The following is an 18,655-nucleotide window of genomic DNA, read 5'->3' as shown; positions in this document are numbered from 1 at the left end:
TCAAGTAGCCCTGCACCCTCACCCGGGTCTGTCGCGCCGGGCCGTCGTTCGCTCCACGCCCCCCTCGGAGCGCCCGGGAATTTCGGCTGAAGACCCCGCCGGCGCACCGGCGCCATGTGCCCGTAACGGGAGCAGAATTGAAGCAGGCAACTTCACGTCCACAGCCGCGTCAAGGTCTAAGAGGGTGCGCTATGAACACCGGGAATGTTCGCGTCACGCTGCTGCTCGCGGCGGTCCTGCTGGGTGCCGCGGGATGCGCACCGGGAGGCGGGAACACGGCTCCGGCGAGCGCATCCGCGAAAGAGGGCATGCAGATGGGCTCCGGAGCCTCCGGCGGCCCGCCCGGCAGTTCGTCCGCGGCGGCGTCGACGGCGGCGATCACCGTGCGCGACTTTGCGTACGGCACGCCGCTGGTCGTCGCCGCCGGGGCGCAGGTCACCGTGACGAACATGGACAGCGCCGAGCACACGGTCACCGCGGACGACGGCCCGGCGTTCGACGTCGACGTCAAGGGCAGCGGCGGCACCGCCACCTTCACCGCGCCGTCAAAGCCGGGAACGTACGCCTATCACTGCACCTTCCACCCCGGCATGCACGGAACGCTGACGGTCAAGTGAACGTCCCGATCCGCAGTGGGACGCGGGGACGGGACCTGGCCCTGCGGTCGCTGACGGCCGTGGCCCTGCTGATCGACGCCGGGGTCCACCTCCATCTCGCACCCGGCTACCAGGCCGGATCCCCGCAGGGTATCGGCCAGGGCACCCTCTTCCTGCTCGAATCCGCGGCGGCGGCGCTCGCCGCCCTGGCGGTCCTCCTGCGCGGCAGCAGGACCGCCTATGCGTTCGCCTTGCTCGTGGCGTTGAGCGCCTTCGCTGCCGTCGTGTTCTACCGCTACGTGGACCTGCCCGCATTCGGCCCGTTTCCGGCCATGTACGAGCCCGTCTGGTACCCGGAGAAGACGGTCAGCGCCATTGCGGAGGGTGCCGGAGTTGCGCTGGCGGGCATCGGCCTGGCTTGGACCCGGCACGCCGGCCAGCCCTCGCCGACCGGCCCGCCAGTCCGCCGCCGCCCTGACCGACCCCCGAGCTGAGAAGTGCGTTGTTAGCATTGGGGGCGAGGTGACCATGCCCCACAGATTCCCGCGCCGTGCGGCGGCCGACGTGACCGCCGCCGTGGCTGCCTACCTCGGCGCCGGCAGCTGGCTCGCATCCCTTGGCTCCCCCGGCGTTACAGCCGGTGTCCTGGCCGTCGGCGCCGGCGCCGCCGTGCTCGTCCGTACGGCCGGGTCCATCCTGCTGCGGGAGCCCCGCGTGTGCACGCCGGCCGACCGCGTCACCCTGGTCCGCGCCGTGCTGGTGGCGTGTTGCGCTGCCCTCACGGTCGCCGGCATCCTTGGCCGGCAACCGCCCGCCGCGGTCCTCGTCTTCCTGGGCGCCGCAGCCTTCGCGCTCGACGCCCTGGACGGTCCTGTGGCGAGGCGGACCGGGACCGCGTCCGCGGCGGGAGCGCGCCTGGACACCGAGACCGATGCGGCGCTCACCCTGGTGCTGTCCTGCGCCGCCGCGGTGTCCACCGGGGCGTGGGTCCTCCTGATCGGACTCATGTACTACGCGTTTGCCGTCGCGGGCAGGTTCCGTCCGGGCCTGCAGAAGACTCTTCCCCCGTCGCCCCTCCGCAAGGCCATCGGTGCACTTCAGCCCTTTGCCCTGCTGCTGGCCCTGACGCCGGGTGTCCCGTCCGCGGCGGGCACGACGGCGCTCCTCGTGGCGCTTGCGCTCCTACTCTTCTCGTTTGGCCGTGACACCGCCGCGCTGGAGCGGCTGCACCGCTCCGGCCCCGTTGCTGCCGCCACTCCGGGCACCTTCAATAGCTGAAGTACCGGTGCTACCTTGCAGTGATGGACACTCGAACCGAATCAATCCCGGTGTTGGACCTGGGTGCGGCGAGAAACGACGACGGTTCATTCAACCCCGCCTTTGTTGCCGACCTCCGCGACGCCAGCCACCGGGTGGGCTTCTTCCAGTTGATCGGCTATGGCGCCACCGGCGCGCAAGTCGATGAGCTCTTCGACGTCACGCGCCGGTTTTTCAATCTTCCGGAAGCGGACCGGCTGGCGCTGGACAACCGCAAGTCGCCGCATTTCCGCGGCTACACGCGGCTCGGCCACGAAGTGACGCAGGGACGGCCGGACGCACGGGAACAGCTGGACTTCGGTCCCGAGCGCCCCGCCCTGCGCGACTACCCGGCCGAGCAGCCGTACTGGCTGATCCAGGGGCCCAACCTCTGGCCGGATAAGGCCCTCCCGGAGCTACGCACCGTCGCCATGGCCTGGGCCGACCGAATGTGCGTGGTGGGCGCGGAACTGCTGCGCGCGATCGCGGTCTCGCTGGAACTTCCGGAAGACCACTTCGCCGCCGCCTTCGAGGGGACACCCGCGTGGATGGCCAAGCTCACGCACTACGTCGGCGGCGTGGTCCCGGCGGCCGGAACCCAGGGCGTCGGTGCGCACGCCGACTACGGCTTCGTCACCCTCCTGCTGCAGGACCGGGTGGGCGGCCTGGAGGTGCGGCCGCACGGCAGCGACGACTGGATTCCGGTGGCGCCGCTCGAAGGGGCTCTGGTGGTGAACCTGGGCGAAATGCTGGAGGTTGCGACCCAGGGGTACCTCTCGGCGACGATCCACCGGGTGCAGGCGCCGCCGCCCGGCGTCGACCGCTATACGGTTCCGTTCTTCTGGTCGCCGCGGCTGGACGCCGTCATCGATCCGGTCCCGCTGCCGCCGGCCCTGGCGGCGCAGTCCCGCGGGCTTTCGGACGATCCGGACAACCCGATGCTCGCCTCCTACGGGGCGAACGTGCTCAAGGGCTGGCTCCGCGCCCACCCCGAGGTCGCCAGGCTGCACCACCCCGAACTGGTCCAGTAAGAGGGTCCGTTTCTAGTCCTTGCTCCGGGCCCGGCTGGGCTGCACCCGCGGCGGCTCGCCGGGCATTTTCGGGAAGTCGGGCGGGAAGGGAAGCTCGCCGAGACCCGCGGCCACGTCCCGTTCCCACCACCCGAGCAGGGCCTCGATGGAGCCTGGGCTGGCATGCATGTCCGCCCACGGATCCCCGGTGGCCTTGAGCCGGGCGGGAACGGTGGCGACGGTGAAGTCCTTGGGGTCCGCGCCGTCCAGCTCGTCCCACTCCAGCGGGCAGGATACGGTGGCGTCGGGCAGCGCCCGCGGGCTGTAGGCCCCGGCCATGGTGCGGTCACGGTTGGCCTGGTTGAAGTCGATGAACACCCGCGTGCCGCGTTCCTCCTTCCACCACGCTGTGGTGACCTTCTCCGGCATCCGGCGCTCGAGTTCGCGCGCGGCGGCGATGACAGCGTGCCGCACCTCGAGGAACTCATGCGCGGGCTCGATCGGTGCGAAGACGTGGAGCCCGCGGTTGCCGGAGGTCTTGATGAAGGCCGTCAGCCCCGCTTCGGCCAGCACCTTGCGCAGTTCCTGGGCCGCCGGCACGGCGTCCCTGAAGCTGGTGCCCGGCTGCGGGTCAAGGTCGATCCGCAGCTGGTCCGGGTTGTCCGGGTTCGCAGCCCGCGACGCCCACGGGTGGAAGACCACAGTGTTCATCTGCACCGCCCACACCGCGGCGGCTATCTCATCGATCACCAGCTGGGGATGCGACCGGCGGCTCGGATAGACCACGTCCACGGCCCGCACGAAGTCCGGGGCCCCCTTGGGCGGGTTCTTCGAGAAGAACTGCTCGCCGTCGACGTCGCCGGAGAACCGCTGCAACGTGATGGGGCGGCCGCCATTAGCGGCCAGGAATGCGTCCCCGACGGCGACCATGTAGTGGGCCAGGTCCAGCTTGCTCAGGCCCGCTTCGGGCCACAGCAGCCTGCTGGGACTGGAGATCCTGACTTCCCTGCTGCCGTCTGGTCCCGCAACGGAGACCGTCGTTTCTTCCCGCGCCATGAGGATCRAGCTACCCCGGGGCGCTGTCCAAGGAAAGGAGGCAGCGTCAGGGCCGGCGGACGGTCTTGTAGATTTCGAACCAGACCACCCCGGCGGCCCCGGCCACGAGCGCCAGCAGCCAGTCCCCCGGCCCCAGCGGCCCCAGGTCGAAGGCGCCGCGCAGCCCCGGGACGCTCAGCAGCACCACCAGGAACAGCGCCGCACCGCCGACCACCCACTTCAACGTCCGGTTCCGGCGCTCGCGGAACGTCCGCCAGACCGGCAACCGCCAGGACCGGTTCACCAGGATCAGCGACAGGTTGCCGATGACCAGGGTGGCGAAGGAGACCGAACGGACGACGTCGTCCGCCTTCCCGCTGCCGATGCTCCAGAGGTAGACGCCGACGACGGCCGCCAGCACGGCGAGCCCCTGGCAGGCGGCGATGACCAGGACCCGGCGGCCGAAGATGCCCTGGCCGGCCTTGCGCGGCGGCTGGTCCATGATCGCCGGGTCGATCTCCTCGGCTTCGAAGACCACGGAGCACGCCGGGTCGATGATGAGTTCCAGGAACGCGATCTGGACCGGCAGCAGCACCAGCGGCCACTCGCTGACGAAAACCGGCAGCAGGGACATGCCGACGATCGGGACGTGGACGGCGATGGTGTACGCCAGCGCCTTGCGCAGGTTGTCGAAGATCCCGCGGCCCTGGCGGATGCCGCCCGCGATGGAACTGAAATCGTCGTCGGTGATGACCAGGTCCGCGGATTCGCGGGCCACATCGGTGCCGCGCGCGCCCATCGCGATGCCAATGTCCGCCGCGCGCAGGGCCGGGGCGTCGTTGACGCCGTCGCCGGTCATGCCGACCACCTCGCCGTTGACCTTGAGGGCACGGATCAGCCGGAGTTTCTGCTCCGGCACCATCCTTGCGAACACACTGACGGTCCGGATGCGCCGGGCCAGTTCATCATCCGCCATGGCCCCGAGCTCGGGGCCTGTGATGACGCCCGCGCCGTGGTCCAGGCCGATCTCGCGGGCGATCGCCAAAGCCGTTCCGGGATAGTCCCCGGTGATCATCACGGTCCGGACCCCCGCCCGCGCGCAGGCCGCGACGGCGTCGGCCGCGCCGGGCCGCAACGGGTCGTTCAGGCCCACGAGGCCGAGGTACTCAAAGTCGAAATCACGCTGGAATTCCGGCAGGCTCCCGGCCCGGTCGAACACGGCGCGCGCCACGGCAAGGACCCGTTGGCCGCCGGCGGTGGCCGTCTCGACTTCGGCGGTCAGGACCGCAAGCTGGGCCGGGTTCACGCGGCACAGCCTGGCAATCGCCTCCGGGGCACCCTTGGCGGCCACGACGTAGCGGTTTCCGTCGGCGGCGCGCCAGACGTGCGAGAGGGCCAGCAGGCCTTCGGAGAGCGGGTACTCCCGCACCAGTTCCCAGTCGGCGTGCAGGTGTTCGCTGTCGCCGAGGTACTTCGCGCCCACCGCCTTGAAGGCCTTGTCCATCGGATCGAAAGGATCCACCGGGGAGGCGAGCACACCAAACTCCGCGATCGCGTGGAAGGCCTCCGGCAGCGGCCGGTCGTCGACGGTGAAGCTCTGTCCCCCGACCACCAGCTGGCGCACGGTCATGCTGTTCAGGGTCAGGGTGCCGGTCTTGTCCACGCAGATGACGGTCGCCGCACCCAGGGCCTCGATCACCGGCGAGCGCCGGGTCAGCACATGCTTTTGCGACATCCGCCACGCACCGAGGGCCAGGAACACGGTCAGCACCACCGGGAACTCCTCGGGCAGCATCGCCATCGCGGTCGCGATGCCGGCCAGCAGTCCTTCCAGCCAGTTCCCCCGGGTCAGCCCGTACACCACCACGACGACGACGGCGGCCGCCAGGCCGAACACGGCCACGTACCGGACCAGCCGGTCGATTTCCCGTTGCAGCGGAGTGGGTTCCTGTTCGATGGAGCGCAGGGCCGAGCCGATCCGGCCCAGTTCGGTGCCCGCTCCCGTCGCCTTGACCAGCGCCAGGCCGTGGCCCTTCACCACCAGGGTGCCGGAGAAGATCCAGGGCGTCGCGTCCCCGCCTGGCCGGCCCAGCGCCTCCGCCGCGGCAAGGGCCGCGTCCGGTACCTTGCGGACCGGGACCGACTCCCCGGTCAGGGCGGATTCGTCCGCCGCGAAGTTGCGGGCCTCCAGCAGCACCGCGTCAGCCGGCACCCGGTCCCCTTCGGCGAGCACGGCGAGGTCCCCGCGCACCACCTCGCGCCCGGGGATGCGTATCTGCTCCCCGTCGCGGACCACGAGCGCGCGCGGGGAGGACAGGTCCCGGAGGGCTGCGAGGGCGTTCTCGGTCTTGCGCTCCTGGTAGATGGAAATACCGATCACCACCACGACGAAGGACATCAGCAGCACGCCGTCGAGCAGTTCGGCCAGCAGGAAGTTCACGGTCCCGGCGACCAGCAGCAGGAGCAACATGGGCTGGCGGATCACGGCCCAGCTCTGCTGCAGGAGATTGCGCGGCTTCGCCGTCGGAAGCTCGTTCGGCCCCTCGGCCGCCAGCCGCCGGGCTGCCTCCGCTGCGGAGAGCCCCTCCGCGACGGCGGCGGCCGGTCCGGGTGTCATCAGAGCCAGGCGGTCCGGCGCAGCGGGGGTTCGGCGCCGCCGGCGCGCTGCACCAAGACCTGGTTCACTCCCGTGGTTCCGGCCTCGAATCCCAGCGCACTGGCGGCCATGTAGAGCCGCCAGACCCGGGCCCGGCCCGGACTGCTGGCACGCACGGCCTCGTCCCAGTGGCGTTCCAGGTTCTGCACCCACGCCCGCAGGGTCAGCGCGTAGTGCGGGCGCAACGCCTCGACGTCGAGCACTTCCAGGCCGCCGGCCTCCAGGGCGCCGATCATCTCGGTGAGGCTGAGCATCTCGCCGTCCGGGAAGACGTAACGCGGGATGAAGGAATTCGGATCGGGGTCGGTCGGTCCTGCGTTCCAGGAGATGGCGTGGTTCAGCAGCCGGCCGCCGGGGCGGAGCAACCCGCGCAGCCGCGAGGCGTAGTGGCCGATCTGTTCGCGGCCCACATGCTCGGACATGCCGATGGAGCTGATCGCATCGAACGGTCCGTCCGACACGTCGCGGTAGTCCTGGATCCGGATCTCGACCCGGTCCGTCAGCCCTGCTTCCGCCACCCGTTTCCGTGCCAGTTCGGCCTGCTCGGCGGACAGGGTGACGCCAACGACGTCGGCCCCGTAGCGTTCGGCGGCGTGGATGGCGAAGCTGCCCCAGCCGCAGCCAACGTCCAGCACCCGCATGCCTGGCCGGAGTCCGAGCTTGCGGCAGACCAGATCAAGTTTTGCTTCCTGCGCCGCGTCCAGGCCCGTCCCGGGAGTGTCCCAGACCGCGCAGGAGTAAACCAGGGACGGGCCGAGCACGAGGGCGTAGAAGCTGTTCCCGACGTCGTAGTGGTGCGAGATGGCGGCGGCGTCGCGCCTGCGGGAATGCCGCCGGCCCTTGCGCGCCACGCGGGCCTCCTCGGGGGGCGGGGCCGGGTTCGGTCCCAGCGCGCCGAGCCGCACCGCGGCCGCGGCCAGGGTCCCCAGTTCCCGGACGGTGGGGCGCCGGAACGGCCCGGGCTCGGCGAACTTCCCCGCCGAGCTGAGGGCGGCGAAACTGGCAAAGATGTCGCCGGGCGCCTCAATCTCGCCGGCGACGTAGGCCCGGCTCAGGCCCAGCTGACCGGGCGAGAAGAGGATCCGCCGCAGCGCCCGGCGTGAGTGGAACACCAGCAGCGGGGCGCCCTCCGGTCCGGCTTCCGAACCGTCCCAGGCGCGCAGCCGGAGCGGAATGTCCGTGGTACCGAGCACGATGGCCAGTGCAGCGGCCAGCCGCGACGCGGCTCCAGCAGTAGTCGACATGGTTCTTTCCTCTCAGCCGGTGGCTTGCCCCAGCCCCAATCTATTGGCAACCGGGACACCCGAACAGGGGCCGGACGTCCCGGAATCGCGCGCTTCGGCAACGGGCCGCGGGCCGCTCTGGTGCTCGCCGCGGCCGGTGATTAGGGTGGCAGACATGGCTGAGGCATTTTCGTCCCTCGTGGACGCGTTCAAGAACGTGGGGGTGTCCCGGGCGTACGGCGCTCCCGTGCAGCTCGACGGCGAGGAACTGATCCCCGTGGCGCTGGTGTCGTTCGGGTTCGGCGGCGGGAGCGCCCCGGCCTCCGAGGACGCTCCCGCGGGGTCCGGCGGCGGGGGCGGCGGCTTCGTCCTGCCGCTTGGCGTTTACGCCCGCAGCCGGGGCGGCCGCGTCGTGTTCCGGCCCAACCCGGTCGCGGTGTTGCTCGGCCTGGCACCGGTGGTCTGCGCTGTTGGTTTGATGCTGCGGGCTGTGTCACTGCGGGGACTCCTGCATGGCCGCCGCTGAACTCGCGCTGACCATCGACGTCGACGGCACGGCAGTATCCGGGATCTACGCCAGGCCGCCGAGACCCGCCGCGACTCTTGTCGTCGCCCACGGCGCAGGCGCCGGGATGGAGCACCCGTTCCTTCGGGGTTTCACCGCGGCCTTGAACGACGACGGCGTCGCAACGCTGCGGTTCAACTTCCCGTACCGCGAGGCGGGCCGGAAGTTCCCGGACCGGCCGCCGGTGGCCATCGCGGCCTGGCGGGCGGCGATGGCCGCGGCCGCTGCCCGTTCCGAGGGCGAACCGCTCTGGGCCGCCGGGAAGTCCTTCGGCGGCCGGATGGCGTCGATGGCGGTCGCGGAGGGCATGCCCGCGGCCGGTCTGGTGTACCTCGGCTATCCGCTGCATCCGCCGGGCAAACCGGAGAAACTGCGTGACGGACACCTCTACGGGCTCACCGTGCCGATGCTGTTCCTCCAGGGCACCAGGGACACCTTCGCCACCCGCGGGCTGCTGGAGTCCGTGGTGGAGCGCATCGGCCCGGCCGCGACGCTGCAGTGGCGTGAGGGCGGGGACCATTCCTTCGCCGTGGCCGGGGCGAAGCGGTCGCCGGAAGAGATCGGGGCGGGCCTTGCGGCCGCAGTGGCGGATTTCATCCGGCTGCACAGCGCCGACCGGACCGCCGAGGGCGCCCGGTGAAAGGGACGGAGGTGCCGGGCACCCGCACCGGCCGGCCGGGATCACTGGGCGACGGCGACGTCCCCGCGTGGTGGCAGCGGCTGGGGTTGCCGGGGCTGATCGACATCCACACACATTTCCTCCCCGAGCGGATGCTGCGGCGGGTCTGGGCGCATTTCGATGAGGCCGGACCCCTGGTGGGCCGGCCCTGGCCGATCACCTACCGCACGGACCAAGACAGCAGGTTGGCCCGGCTCCGGCAACTGGGGGTCCGACGCTTCACCGCCCTTACCTACGCGCACCGGCCCGGGATGGCGGCGGACCTCACGGACTTTGCCCTGGACCTCGCCTCGGCTGAGCCGGACTGCGTGCCCAGCGCCACGTTCTACCCGGAGGACGGCGTGCTGGGGCAGGTCGAGTCTGCCCTCCACCGCGGCGCGCGCGTCTTCAAGATCCACGCCCAGGTGGGCGGTTTCGACCTGCGCGAGCCGGTCCTGGACCCGGTCTGGGGACTCCTCGCGGACGCGGCCGTTCCCGTGGTGGTGCATGTGGGCAGCGGCCCGGTGCCGAGGGCCGGGTTCACCGGCCCGGACAAGCTTGAGGGCGTGCTGCGCCGGCATCCCGGGCTCACCGCCGTCGTCGCGCATCTGGGCACGCCGGAATACGGGGAATTCCTTGCCCTGGCCGAAAAGTTCCCGCGCGTCCACCTCGACACCACGATGGCGTTTACCGACTTTTTTGAAGAGGTGGCCCCGTTCCCGGCCAGGCTGCTGCCGAGGCTCGCGGAATTTGCGGACCGGATCGTGCTCGGCAGCGACTTCCCGAACATCCCGTACCCCTACGCGCACCAGCTTGAGGCACTCGAACGGCTCCGCGACAAGGAGCCACGGCTCGACGACGACTGGCTGCGGGCGGTGTGCTGGTTCAACGGCGAACGGCTGATCGGCAGCTGATCCCCAGTTGTTCCGGTTGCGGGCAATGGTTCCCATAACGGCTCCGAGGCTGAATGATGGTGCCCATGAGCAAACCATATGAAGCGTCCCGGCGCGTCGAATCCAGCAATCCCGAGGCAGTGGCAACAGCGGTCCGGGAGGCCACCCACGAACTCCGCGACGAACTTCAGCGCGACGGGATCGAGGTCAGCTTCCAGGACCTGGCCCTGCTGGGCCATTCGGAATCCTGGGACGGCGAAGGCCAGCGCTGGGTCCACGTTGCCTGGGAGGGCGCCGAGGCCGGGTAGCAAGGGTACCCACCGGCGGGCCCCGGGACTAGCATCCGCTCATGATGACGAAGCTTTTCGCCTACCTCAGCTACCAGGATGCCCCTGCCGCGCTGGACTGGATGGAGCGGGTCGGGTTTGAGGTCGTCCGCCGCGAGGACGGGGCCGGGGGCCGGGTCGTCCATGCGGAAGTCCGCCTCGGCGGTGCAGTGCTGGCACGGGTGCTGGACCCGCAAGGACAGGAGTGGAACGCCGGGACGTATGAACCCGGTCTTTCCGGGGCTTGACGGAGCTGCGGGGGTCGGCCCCGGCCGTCACATCCTGCTCTTGACCCTGGCCGTCGCGGGTGCCGTCCAGGGATCCTCAGGCCAGGGATGCTTCGGGTAGCGGCCGCGCATCTCCGCCCGGACCTGCGCGTAGGGCCCGGACCAGAAGGATGCCAGATCGTCGGTCACCGCGAGCGGCCGTCTGGCAGGCGAGAGCAAGTGGAACAACACCGGCACGCGGCCATCCACCAGCCGCGGCGTCTGATCCCAGCCGAAGCACTCCTGCAGCTTGACCGCGACCACCGGCCGGCCGCCGTCGTCATCCGCCTCGGGGTAATCGATCCGCACCCGCGAGCCGCTGGGTACCTCCAGCGCCTCCGGAGCCAACTCCCCCAGCCGTCCCGCTTCGGGCCAGGGCAGCAGCCGCCGCAACGGTTCGGCCAGGCCGATGCCGCTCGTTGCGGCACCGGCGGCCAGGGCCTCGAGCTCCGGCGCCAGCCACTCGTCCAGGCGGGCCAGCAGGGCGGGCTCTGACATGTCCGGCCAGGGTTCGCCCAGTTCGCGGTGCAGCAGGGCCAGGCGCCGGCGCAAGGCGTCCGCCGCCGCCGACCAGCCGATCGTCTGCAGCCCTGCCTGCGCCAGGGCGCGGGCCACCGCGGCGCGGCCTTCCGCCGCGGACGGACGCACCGGCGTCGAGGAGAGCATGATCGCGCCCAGGCGGCGTTCCCGGCGGGCGGTGACCCGGCCCTGGCCGAATCCTGCCTCCACGGTGTCGCTGAGCAAATGCCGCGCGGCGGCCTCCGCGGCCTCCGCCGTCAGCGGCGCGGCGGACCGGATGACCGCGCCGGTTCCGGCCGCGTCTTTCCCGTCGGCGCGCGAAACCTCGGCAACGGCGAGCCACTCGTGGCCGGCCAGGCGGCTGCCGCCCGGGAGCCCGGCACGGGTTCCGGAGGACAGCAAGTAGCGCTCGTCCGGTCCCGGGACCCGGCGCGCCACCCGGTCCGGGAACGCGAGGGCGACGACGAATCCGGTGCCGTCCGTGCCGGCTGCGGGCGCCGTCGGCAGCGACGCCACGCTGCCGGACTGCGGCTGGCGGGCAATGGCCTCCATCCGCCGGACGTCGTMCGCCCAGCGACGGGACCCCGGGTCGTTGCCGGAGCGCAGGGCGCTCAGTAGTCCGGGCAGGTCGGCGCCGGGGGCGCGTTGTCCGCCGGCGACGACGGCGACGGCCTCCGCCGCGGTGCGGTGCCCCACGGCGGCGGCGCCGTCCAGCAGGGCGCGGGCGAGCCGCGGATCCGCCGGAATCCGGGCCAGCGTCTTGCCGAGCTCCGTGGCCAGGCCCGCGGGTCCCACCGCGCCGAGTTCGCGCAGCACTTCGACGGCCTCGTCCATCGCGGCCCTGGGCGGGGCGTCCGGGAGTGCCAGCCCGCTGCCGCCCGGCGAGCCCCAGCAGGCCAGCACCAGGGCTGCGCCCGTCAGGTCGGCGACGGCAATCTCCGGGGTCTGATGGGCAGGGGCGGCTCCGTAGCTCTTCTGGTCATAGCAGCGGACCACGCGTCCGGGGCCCAGCCGGGCGGCCCGTCCGGCGCGCTGTTCGGCGGAGGCCCGGGAACAGGACACGGTCACCAGGCCCGTCATGCCGCGCCCCGCGTCCCGCCGCGGTTCGCGGGAGAGGCCGGAATCGACCACCAGGCGTACGCCCGGCACCGTCAGGGAGGACTCGGCGAGCGCGGTGGAGACGATGATCCGAGCGGGTTCGCCGGGGCTGCGGCCGGATACGGCCCGGTCCTGAGTGGCCGGGCCCACCTGGCCGTGCAGCTCCAGCACCTCTGCCGTCACCCGGCCGCGCAGCCGGGCGGCGACGTGGGAGACCTCCCGCGCACCCGGGACGAAGACCAGGGCATCGATGTCCTCTCCGGCGGCGAGCGCCGCGGCGTGGGCGTCAGCGGCCGTATCCGCCACATGGTCCAGGAACGCGCGCGTCACTCCCCGGGCGTCCAGGCGGGCGGCCGGGGCGGGCGTCCACTGGACCTCGAGCGGGTACAGCGCGGAAGGACAGCCCACAACGGGAGCCGCGCCGCCGCCGTCGTGCCCGCCGGCCCCTGCGCCGCGCCCCTCCGGCAAGGTGTCCGACGGCGGCGTCGTGTCCCCCAGCAGGGCGGCGAAGCGCGGCGCGTCCAGGGTGGCTGACATGGCGACGAGCGTGAGGTCCCCGCGCAGCTGCCGGACCTCGGCGAGCATGCCGAGCAGCAGGTCGGTCTCCAGTCCCCGTTCGTGGACCTCGTCGAGCACCACCGCATCGGTGCCCTCCAGCCCGGGATCGGCGAGGAGGCGGCGCAGCAGGATGCCGGGAGTGACGAACTCGATCCAGGTGCCGGGGCCGGCCTGGCGGTCGCCGCGGACCGTGTAGCCGACGCGCCCGCCCAGCGGGCTGCCGTCCAAAGCGGCGAGGCGCCGGGCCGCGGAACGCGCGGCGACGCGGCGCGGCTGGGTCACCACGATGCGCGGGGCGCGCACACCGGCGCCGTGGGCAAGGTTGGCCAGCAGCGGCGGGACCAGGGTGGTCTTGCCCGTACCCGGGGGCGCCTCGACCACCGCCGTGCCCGCCGGGGATCCCGCCTGCAAGGCCTCCGCGAGCTTGCCCAGGGAAGCGGCAAAGACCAGACCGGTTCCAATGGAGCCGAGATCGAAGGGCTTGTCCGCCGGGTTGGGAGCAGTGGGCGTTGGAGTCACTCCTCCATTGTCCCCCGCCGCGCCTGGCGGCAGTTCTGCGGGCCCATCCTGCCTGCCCGGCCCGCCCTGTATCGCTTCAACGCCTAGGCTGCGGCGCGGCGGGAGGGGAAACTACGGAAGACTGGGACTTCTCAATCACAAAGGTGGCACCCCATTGATTAATCTCCAGCAGGACGCCGAGGGCTTCATCCGGATGAACCGGCACTTCCCCGCCAGCACGCCCATCACCATCACCTTCGCCGACGGCTCCACCGAAGAAGTCGCCGGCCGGCAGCTGAACGCGGCCTACGACGACGCACTCGCCGAGTACCGCGCGCAGAACCACTTGGACGCCAAGGGCTTTTCCCGTGCGCCCAAGAAGAGAGTCGATCCGGGCAACAAGATCGAATTCGTCCGCGTGCACCCCGGCATGGCCGGCTAGCAGCGCCGGGGAGGGAGGCCCTGCCAGTACCTGTACCAGCAGGGACTCCCCCGCCGCCGCGGCAGGCAGTTGAATGGAACCGTGAGCCAGCGCCTCGCCGCTGGAGCAGTCCCTTTCCGGAGCTGCGACAAAAGCTGGACCAGAAAAAGTGTCCCGCTTCGGAACAATCCACCCCGGCAGGGTGTTGGCTCATACTGTGGCCCCGGACGGCATGCCGTCCGGCCACAGCGCCATCGTGGGCCGGCAGGTTCAGAGGCGCCCCCCAAGCCCCTGGACCTACTCCTCTCCCCCACGACCGCGACTTTCGAACCGACTCTTACTGGAGAAGAATGCTTACTGTAAACGCTTACGCCGCCCCGTCCGCCACGGAGGACCTCGTCCCCACCACCATCGAGCGCCGCGACGTCGGCCCGCACGACGTCCTGATCGAGATCAAGTTCGCCGGGATCTGCCACTCGGACATCCACACGGTCCGCGGCGACTGGGGACCGCAGTCCTACCCGCTCGCTCCCGGCCATGAGATCGCCGGCATCGTGACCGAGGTCGGCTCGGCCGTCACCAAGCACGCCGTCGGTGACCGCGTCGGCGTCGGCTGCATGGTGAACTCCTGCGGCGAGTGCGCCAACTGCCAGGCCGGCGAGGAACAGTACTGCCTCAAGGGCAACACCGGCACCTACGGCGCCGTGGACCGCGACGGCACGATCACCCAGGGCGGCTATTCCACCCACGTCGTCGTGACCGAAGACTTCGTGGTGAGGATCCCMGAGGGCATCGAGCTCGACGTCGCCGCTCCCCTGCTGTGCGCCGGCATAACCACCTACTCGCCGCTGCGCCACTGGAACGCCGGCCCCGGCAAGAAGGTCGCCGTCGTCGGGCTCGGCGGGCTTGGACACATGGCTGTCAAGATCGCCCACGCCATGGGCGCCGAGGTCACGGTCCTCTCGCAGTCCCTCAAGAAGCAGGAAGACGGCTTGCGCCTCGGCGCGGACCACTACTTCGCCACGAGCGACGAGAATACCTTCACCGAGCTCGCCGGCACCTTTGACCTGATCATCAACACCGTGAGCGCCTCGATCGACATCAGCTCCTACCTGCAGTTGCTGCGCCTCGACGGCACCATGGTCAACGTGGGCGCCCCGGCCGAGCCGCTGCCGGTCAACGCGTTCGCCCTGATCGGCGGCCGTCGCTCCTTCGCCGGCTCGATGATCGGCGGCATCCGCCAGACCCAGGAAATGCTGGACTTCTGCGCCGAACACCACCTCGGCGCCGAGATCGAGGTCATCCCGGCCGAGAAGATCAACGAGGCCTACGAGCGCGTGCTGGCTTCCGACGTGCGCTACCGCTTCGTGATCGACACCGCGACCCTGGTCTAGTTCCGGGGAGCTTTTCCGCGCTGCGGTTCCGGACGTACGACGCGCAAACGGTCCGGCGCTATGGGGATTCCCGTGGCGCCGGACCGTTTCCGTATCACCAGGCGGTTTCCGCCGCGGAAACCCGCCCCGGCAGCGGTTCAGCCATCACCCGCTGCACGCCCCGGAACCGCCACCCCTTGCCGGTTACGGCCCGTGGGAGGAAGATGTCGGGCACATCAGGGAGGCCCGCCATGATCCAGCTTGGCAAGTTTGAGACACTCCGCGACACCCTCGGCCGGCACCTACGTCTGAGGGTCCGGCAGGGAGCGCCCAACGGCCCGCACCCGGCCCCGCCTCGGCGACCGGCACAGGGACCTGCGGCGGCGGCCCTGTTCCGGGTGATCCAGCTGGCGCTGTTCCCGGCGGGGACAGCGGGCTACCTCTGGGCACTGCCCAAGCTGCTGGTCTACAGCCGGCGGACCGGAGTCTCGGCCACCCTCCTGGCCTCTCTCCACACGCGGTTCATGCAGCACCGGCTGGGCACCAGGGATGATGAGCCGGCCGAGCGGCTCATGATGGTCATGCCCAACGTTTCCCGGACGGGTTTCAGCCTGGTCGCGGCCCCAACGATCGCCGCCCACGGTGCGACCGGCTACGTTCCCAGGGTCTACCGCTACCCCTACGAGGGCGAGGCGCCGTTGAGGCACCAGGATTCGGCACGGACGAGCTTTTTTGATGCTGCCCTCCAGCGCCATCTTCCCGGCGTGGGCCAGCTGGTCATCCTCGGGGCGGGCTTCGACACCCGCGCCTTCCGGTTCTCCGGAGCCGACCACGTGCGCTGCTTCGAGGTGGACAAGCCCCTGACCCAGGCCTTCAAGCTCGGCATGCTGAAGCGTGCCGGACTGTCCACACAGCTGGCGAGCTACGTCGCCGCCGACCTCCGGACGCAGGATTGGTGGAGCAAGCTCCTGGCCGCCGGTTTCGACCCCGACCGGCCGGCGTTCTTCCTCTGGGAGCCTGTGACCATGTACCTGGACCGCGCTTCCGTCGAGGCGACGCTCCGCCGGATCGGCGGTGGAGCCGCCGGCAGTGTGGTCAGTTTCGACTATTTCGCCCCTTTGCCGGCGAGCCCCTCGACTTCGGAATCGACAACACTCCCCCGGCACGGGATCGTGCCGTGGAGTTCCTCCGGCCCTTCGGCCTGGCCGTGGAGGAACACCGAAATTTCGGCAAAGAGACCCGACGGCGGGGCGCGCCGGCCGGCTTCGTCACCGCCGTCGTCGGCCGAGCAGGGTAACCCGGCCGGAAAGGAACTGTTCACCTTCCGACGGCCTTCCTGTCGTCCGGATATCACCATCCGGAAACGCCGCCGCAATAAAGCGGGTGCAAGCTGGAGGGGACTCCCAAAGGGTGTCTCGTTATAAGAGGTTGCTAGAGAGAGCAGGGCTGCCGTGAATCCCCTAATCATCCTGACCGCGGCCACCGGCCCACGCGAGGGCGCCCGCCCGGGCACCGCGATACGGCCCATCCAGGCAGCCGACCTCCCTGAGCTGTCCGTAATGTACCGGGACTCCTATGCGGACGGCCTGCCGCAGCCCGAGGACCGCGCCGTCGGCTGGATCGACGCCCTGCTCGGTGGAGCCCACGGCCGGCACGTTCCGGAGGCATCCGCGGTCAAAGCAGCCCCCGACGGACAACTTGCGGCCGCCATCATCGTCACCGAGCCGGCCCCGGGCAGCGAGGGCGACTGGGACAGCGAGATCGCCGAACTCTTTACCCACCCCGACCATCGCCGGCAGGGTCTGGCGGAGGAACTGCTTGGCCACTGCCTGCACACCCTGCATGCCTTGGGCCGCACCCGGGTGGCGGTCACGGTGGACAGCGGAAATTCGGCGGCGCTGGCGCTCTACCTGTCCAGGGATTTCCGCCGGCTGTCCAACGACGACGGAGACTGAGGGCCCCGCCGGGTTCCTTCCCCGCCGGATGAAGGTGGTGCTAGCTTGTCCGGATGGACGTCCTCGACTGGCTGCTCGATTCCGACCCCGCCATCCGCTGGCAGGTCCTGCGCGACCTGACGGACGCGGGCGCGGACGAACTGTCCGCCGAGCGGGCCCCCGTCGCTGCGCAGGGGTGGGGCGCCCGCCTGCTCGGGCTGCAGGGCGGCGACGGGCAGTGGGACGGCGGCACGTACTTCCCGGCGCCGTTCGATGAATCCGAGCCAGGCCAGCCCTGGACCGCGACTACCTACAGCCTGCTGCTGCTCCGCGAGTTCGGGCTCGACCCCGGCAGCGAAGCAGCGCGCAACGCCGTCGCGCGTGTCCGGCAGAACAGCCGCTGGGAGGAAGCCGGCCAGCCGTTCTTCGAGGGCGAAGTAGAGCCCTGCATCAATGGGATGACCGTCGCGCTCGGCGCCTACTTCGGCGAGGACGTCGATGGCGTCGTGACGCGGCTGCTGGGGGAACAGCTCGACGACGGCGGCTGGAACTGTGAGGCGGAACGCGGGTCCACGCGATCCTCCTTCGACACCACCATCAACGTCCTGGAAGGGCTGCTGGAGTACGGGCATGCAACCGGCGGCACTCCCGAGGTCACCGCGGCGCGGCGGCGCGGCGAGGAATACCTGCTCGAACGCGGCCTCCTCCGCCGCAAGAGCACCGGCGGGTTGATCGACCCGGCGTGGCTGCAGTTCTCCCACCCGGTCCGTTGGCACTACGACGTGCTCCGCAGCCTGGACTACTTCCGGGCCGCCGGGGCTGCCGTGGATGAGCGGACGGCCGAGGCAGTGGGCGTGGTGCGGTCCAAGCGGCAGCCCGACGGGACCTGGCACCTGGAGAACAGCCATCCGGGGCGGATCCACTTCCCGCTGGACGAGGGTGACGGCCGCCCGAGCCGCTGGAACACCCTGCGGGCCATGCGGGTCCTGGACTGGGCCGAACGCTCCTAAGGTGTTTGTAACTTCGATGGAATTATGGCTAAATTTGGGTGTAGGCATCGGAGTTTTTTGGGGGAAGCATGAACAAGGCGCAACGACGCGCTCATATGGAGCCGCCCTGCCCGGCGTGCGGTTCACGGGTGGTTCCGATCTGGAAAGACGTACGTCCCGTGGCGGCGCGCCAGCCGGACTGGCAGGTCAGCGCGAGGCAGTGCAGCAGCCAGGGCTGCAGCATGAACGATCCACAGAACTGGTAGCAGGGCGCCAGGGCCCCACTACTGGCCGATGATTTCCTCGGCGTTCTCCTGCACCCAGCCAAAGAGCGGCAGCAGGTGGTCGGTGAGTTCACGGCCCCGCGGCGTCAGGCTGTAGTCCACCCGCGGAGGAATGGTCGGCCGGGCCTCGCGGTACACCAGGCCGTCGCGCTCCAGCGTCTTCAGCGTCTGCGCCAGCATCTTTTCGCTGATGCCCTCGGCCCGGCGGCGCAATTCGCTCCAGCGCTGCTGCCCGTCGGCCAGTGCGATCAGAATCAGCACCCCCCACTTGCTCGTCACGTGGTCGAGCAGGGTCCGGCTTGCGCAACCGGCCGGAAATACGGGGCTCTCCGAACGCTGCGGGGACCGGGATGATTCATAACTAACCGTCACGTATGTACCTTACCTGAAAGTGCGTACTCTCTTCCGGGAAGTTTTGCCGCTGCGGGCCGGTTGTCCACCCCGGAAGAGCAAACAC

At 70.7% G+C, this 18,655-nt stretch carries 20 protein-coding genes; 15 read left to right on the top strand and 5 right to left on the bottom strand.

Annotated elements, in window-relative coordinates; all coding sequences use genetic code 11:
* Positions 1-191: 191 nt before the first annotated feature.
* From AC1DGE_RS00500 to AC1DGE_RS00485, 4 genes are read left to right on the top strand one after another with little or no spacing between them, the layout of a single operon-like run.
* Positions 192-617, top strand: coding sequence for a cupredoxin domain-containing protein (locus tag AC1DGE_RS00500; protein WP_441418641.1), 426 nt, complete (start codon positions 192-194; stop codon positions 615-617).
* Positions 614-1,090, top strand: coding sequence for a hypothetical protein (locus AC1DGE_RS00495; RefSeq protein WP_441418640.1), 477 nt, complete (start codon positions 614-616; stop codon positions 1,088-1,090). Before AC1DGE_RS00500 ends, AC1DGE_RS00495 begins: the two co-directional genes overlap by 4 nt.
* Before the next feature lie 34 nt (positions 1,091-1,124).
* The gene (locus AC1DGE_RS00490) at positions 1,125-1,874 is read left to right on the top strand and encodes a CDP-alcohol phosphatidyltransferase family protein (RefSeq protein WP_476909423.1); all 750 of its coding nucleotides are present in this window, start codon (positions 1,125-1,127) and stop codon (positions 1,872-1,874) included.
* Between the two features lie 23 nt (positions 1,875-1,897).
* Positions 1,898-2,923, top strand: a complete 1,026-nt coding sequence (locus AC1DGE_RS00485; RefSeq protein WP_441418638.1) for an isopenicillin N synthase family dioxygenase — start codon at positions 1,898-1,900, stop codon at positions 2,921-2,923.
* A 12-nt stretch (positions 2,924-2,935) separates the two neighbouring features.
* Here AC1DGE_RS00485 and ligD read toward each other — a convergent pair whose 3' ends face one another.
* From ligD to AC1DGE_RS00470, 3 genes are read right to left on the bottom strand one after another with little or no spacing between them, the layout of a single operon-like run.
* A complete protein-coding gene (ligD, locus tag AC1DGE_RS00480) occupies positions 2,936-3,958 on the bottom strand; it encodes a non-homologous end-joining DNA ligase (RefSeq protein WP_441418637.1) in 1,023 nt (340 codons plus the stop codon).
* Positions 3,959-4,004: 46 nt separating this feature from the next.
* Complete coding sequence (locus AC1DGE_RS00475) at positions 4,005-6,554, bottom strand: cation-translocating P-type ATPase (RefSeq protein WP_476916686.1); 2,550 nt, start codon at positions 6,552-6,554, stop codon at positions 4,005-4,007.
* Entirely contained in the window at positions 6,554-7,837 is a 1,284-nt protein-coding gene (locus AC1DGE_RS00470; protein WP_476916685.1) for a class I SAM-dependent methyltransferase, read from the bottom strand. The genes AC1DGE_RS00475 and AC1DGE_RS00470 overlap by 1 nt, the downstream gene beginning before the upstream one ends.
* 154 nt (positions 7,838-7,991) lie before the next feature.
* Here AC1DGE_RS00470 and AC1DGE_RS00465 point away from each other — a divergent pair, with 154 nt between their 5' ends.
* The 5 genes from AC1DGE_RS00465 (at position 7,992) to AC1DGE_RS00445 (ending at position 10,506) form a co-directional block, all read left to right on the top strand.
* Positions 7,992-8,342 carry a hypothetical protein gene (locus tag AC1DGE_RS00465; RefSeq protein WP_441418634.1) on the top strand — a complete coding sequence of 117 codons (351 nt, stop codon included), beginning with the start codon at positions 7,992-7,994 and terminating at the stop codon, positions 8,340-8,342.
* Positions 8,329-9,021: an alpha/beta hydrolase family protein gene (locus tag AC1DGE_RS00460; protein WP_476892617.1), complete on the top strand. Its 693-nt coding sequence runs from the start codon at positions 8,329-8,331 to the stop codon at positions 9,019-9,021. Before AC1DGE_RS00465 ends, AC1DGE_RS00460 begins: the two co-directional genes overlap by 14 nt.
* An 11-nt stretch (positions 9,022-9,032) precedes the next feature.
* On the top strand, positions 9,033-9,953 hold the full coding sequence (locus tag AC1DGE_RS00455; protein WP_476916684.1) for an amidohydrolase family protein: 921 nt from the start codon (positions 9,033-9,035) through the stop codon (positions 9,951-9,953).
* A gap of 65 nt (positions 9,954-10,018) precedes the next feature.
* On the top strand, positions 10,019-10,240 hold the full coding sequence (locus AC1DGE_RS00450; RefSeq protein ID WP_441418631.1) for a hypothetical protein: 222 nt from the start codon (positions 10,019-10,021) through the stop codon (positions 10,238-10,240).
* 41 nt (positions 10,241-10,281) lie between these two features.
* Complete coding sequence (locus tag AC1DGE_RS00445; RefSeq protein ID WP_441418630.1) at positions 10,282-10,506, top strand: VOC family protein; 225 nt, start codon at positions 10,282-10,284, stop codon at positions 10,504-10,506.
* Positions 10,507-10,533: 27 nt separating this feature from the next.
* Here AC1DGE_RS00445 and AC1DGE_RS00440 read toward each other — a convergent pair whose 3' ends face one another.
* Positions 10,534-13,218: an ATP-dependent RNA helicase gene (locus AC1DGE_RS00440; RefSeq protein WP_476916683.1), complete on the bottom strand. Its 2,685-nt coding sequence runs from the start codon at positions 13,216-13,218 to the stop codon at positions 10,534-10,536.
* Between the two features lie 154 nt (positions 13,219-13,372).
* On the opposite strand from AC1DGE_RS00440, the gene AC1DGE_RS00435 reads away from it, so the two are divergent.
* The 6 genes from AC1DGE_RS00435 to AC1DGE_RS00410 all read left to right on the top strand — a co-directional run bounded on the left by AC1DGE_RS00435 (position 13,373) and on the right by AC1DGE_RS00410 (position 18,180).
* The gene (locus AC1DGE_RS00435; protein WP_441418628.1) at positions 13,373-13,639 is read left to right on the top strand and encodes a hypothetical protein; all 267 of its coding nucleotides are present in this window, start codon (positions 13,373-13,375) and stop codon (positions 13,637-13,639) included.
* Positions 13,640-13,968: 329 nt separating this feature from the next.
* Entirely contained in the window at positions 13,969-15,012 is a 1,044-nt protein-coding gene (locus tag AC1DGE_RS00430; RefSeq protein ID WP_175322614.1) for an NAD(P)-dependent alcohol dehydrogenase, read from the top strand.
* 230 nt (positions 15,013-15,242) lie between these two features.
* Positions 15,243-16,415 (top strand): class I SAM-dependent methyltransferase, encoded by a 1,173-nt coding sequence (locus AC1DGE_RS00425; RefSeq protein ID WP_476916682.1) that lies wholly within the window; start codon positions 15,243-15,245, stop codon positions 16,413-16,415.
* A 27-nt stretch (positions 16,416-16,442) separates the two neighbouring features.
* Positions 16,443-16,946, top strand: coding sequence for a GNAT family N-acetyltransferase (locus tag AC1DGE_RS00420; protein WP_441418626.1), 504 nt, complete (start codon positions 16,443-16,445; stop codon positions 16,944-16,946).
* Positions 16,947-16,999: 53 nt separating this feature from the next.
* On the top strand, positions 17,000-17,935 hold the full coding sequence (locus tag AC1DGE_RS00415; RefSeq protein ID WP_476916681.1) for a prenyltransferase/squalene oxidase repeat-containing protein: 936 nt from the start codon (positions 17,000-17,002) through the stop codon (positions 17,933-17,935).
* Between the two features lie 68 nt (positions 17,936-18,003).
* Positions 18,004-18,180, top strand: coding sequence for a DUF7340 domain-containing protein (locus AC1DGE_RS00410; RefSeq protein ID WP_476916680.1), 177 nt, complete (start codon positions 18,004-18,006; stop codon positions 18,178-18,180).
* Positions 18,181-18,198: 18 nt separating this feature from the next.
* Here the strand turns inward: AC1DGE_RS00410 and AC1DGE_RS00405 are convergent, their stop codons facing one another.
* Positions 18,199-18,570, bottom strand: a complete 372-nt coding sequence (locus AC1DGE_RS00405; protein WP_476909431.1) for a winged helix-turn-helix transcriptional regulator — start codon at positions 18,568-18,570, stop codon at positions 18,199-18,201.
* Positions 18,571-18,655 lie beyond the last annotated feature (85 nt).

This window comes from Arthrobacter sp. 05N425 (assembly GCF_056397125.1).
This window is presented reverse-complemented; position numbering and strand designations above follow the sequence as displayed.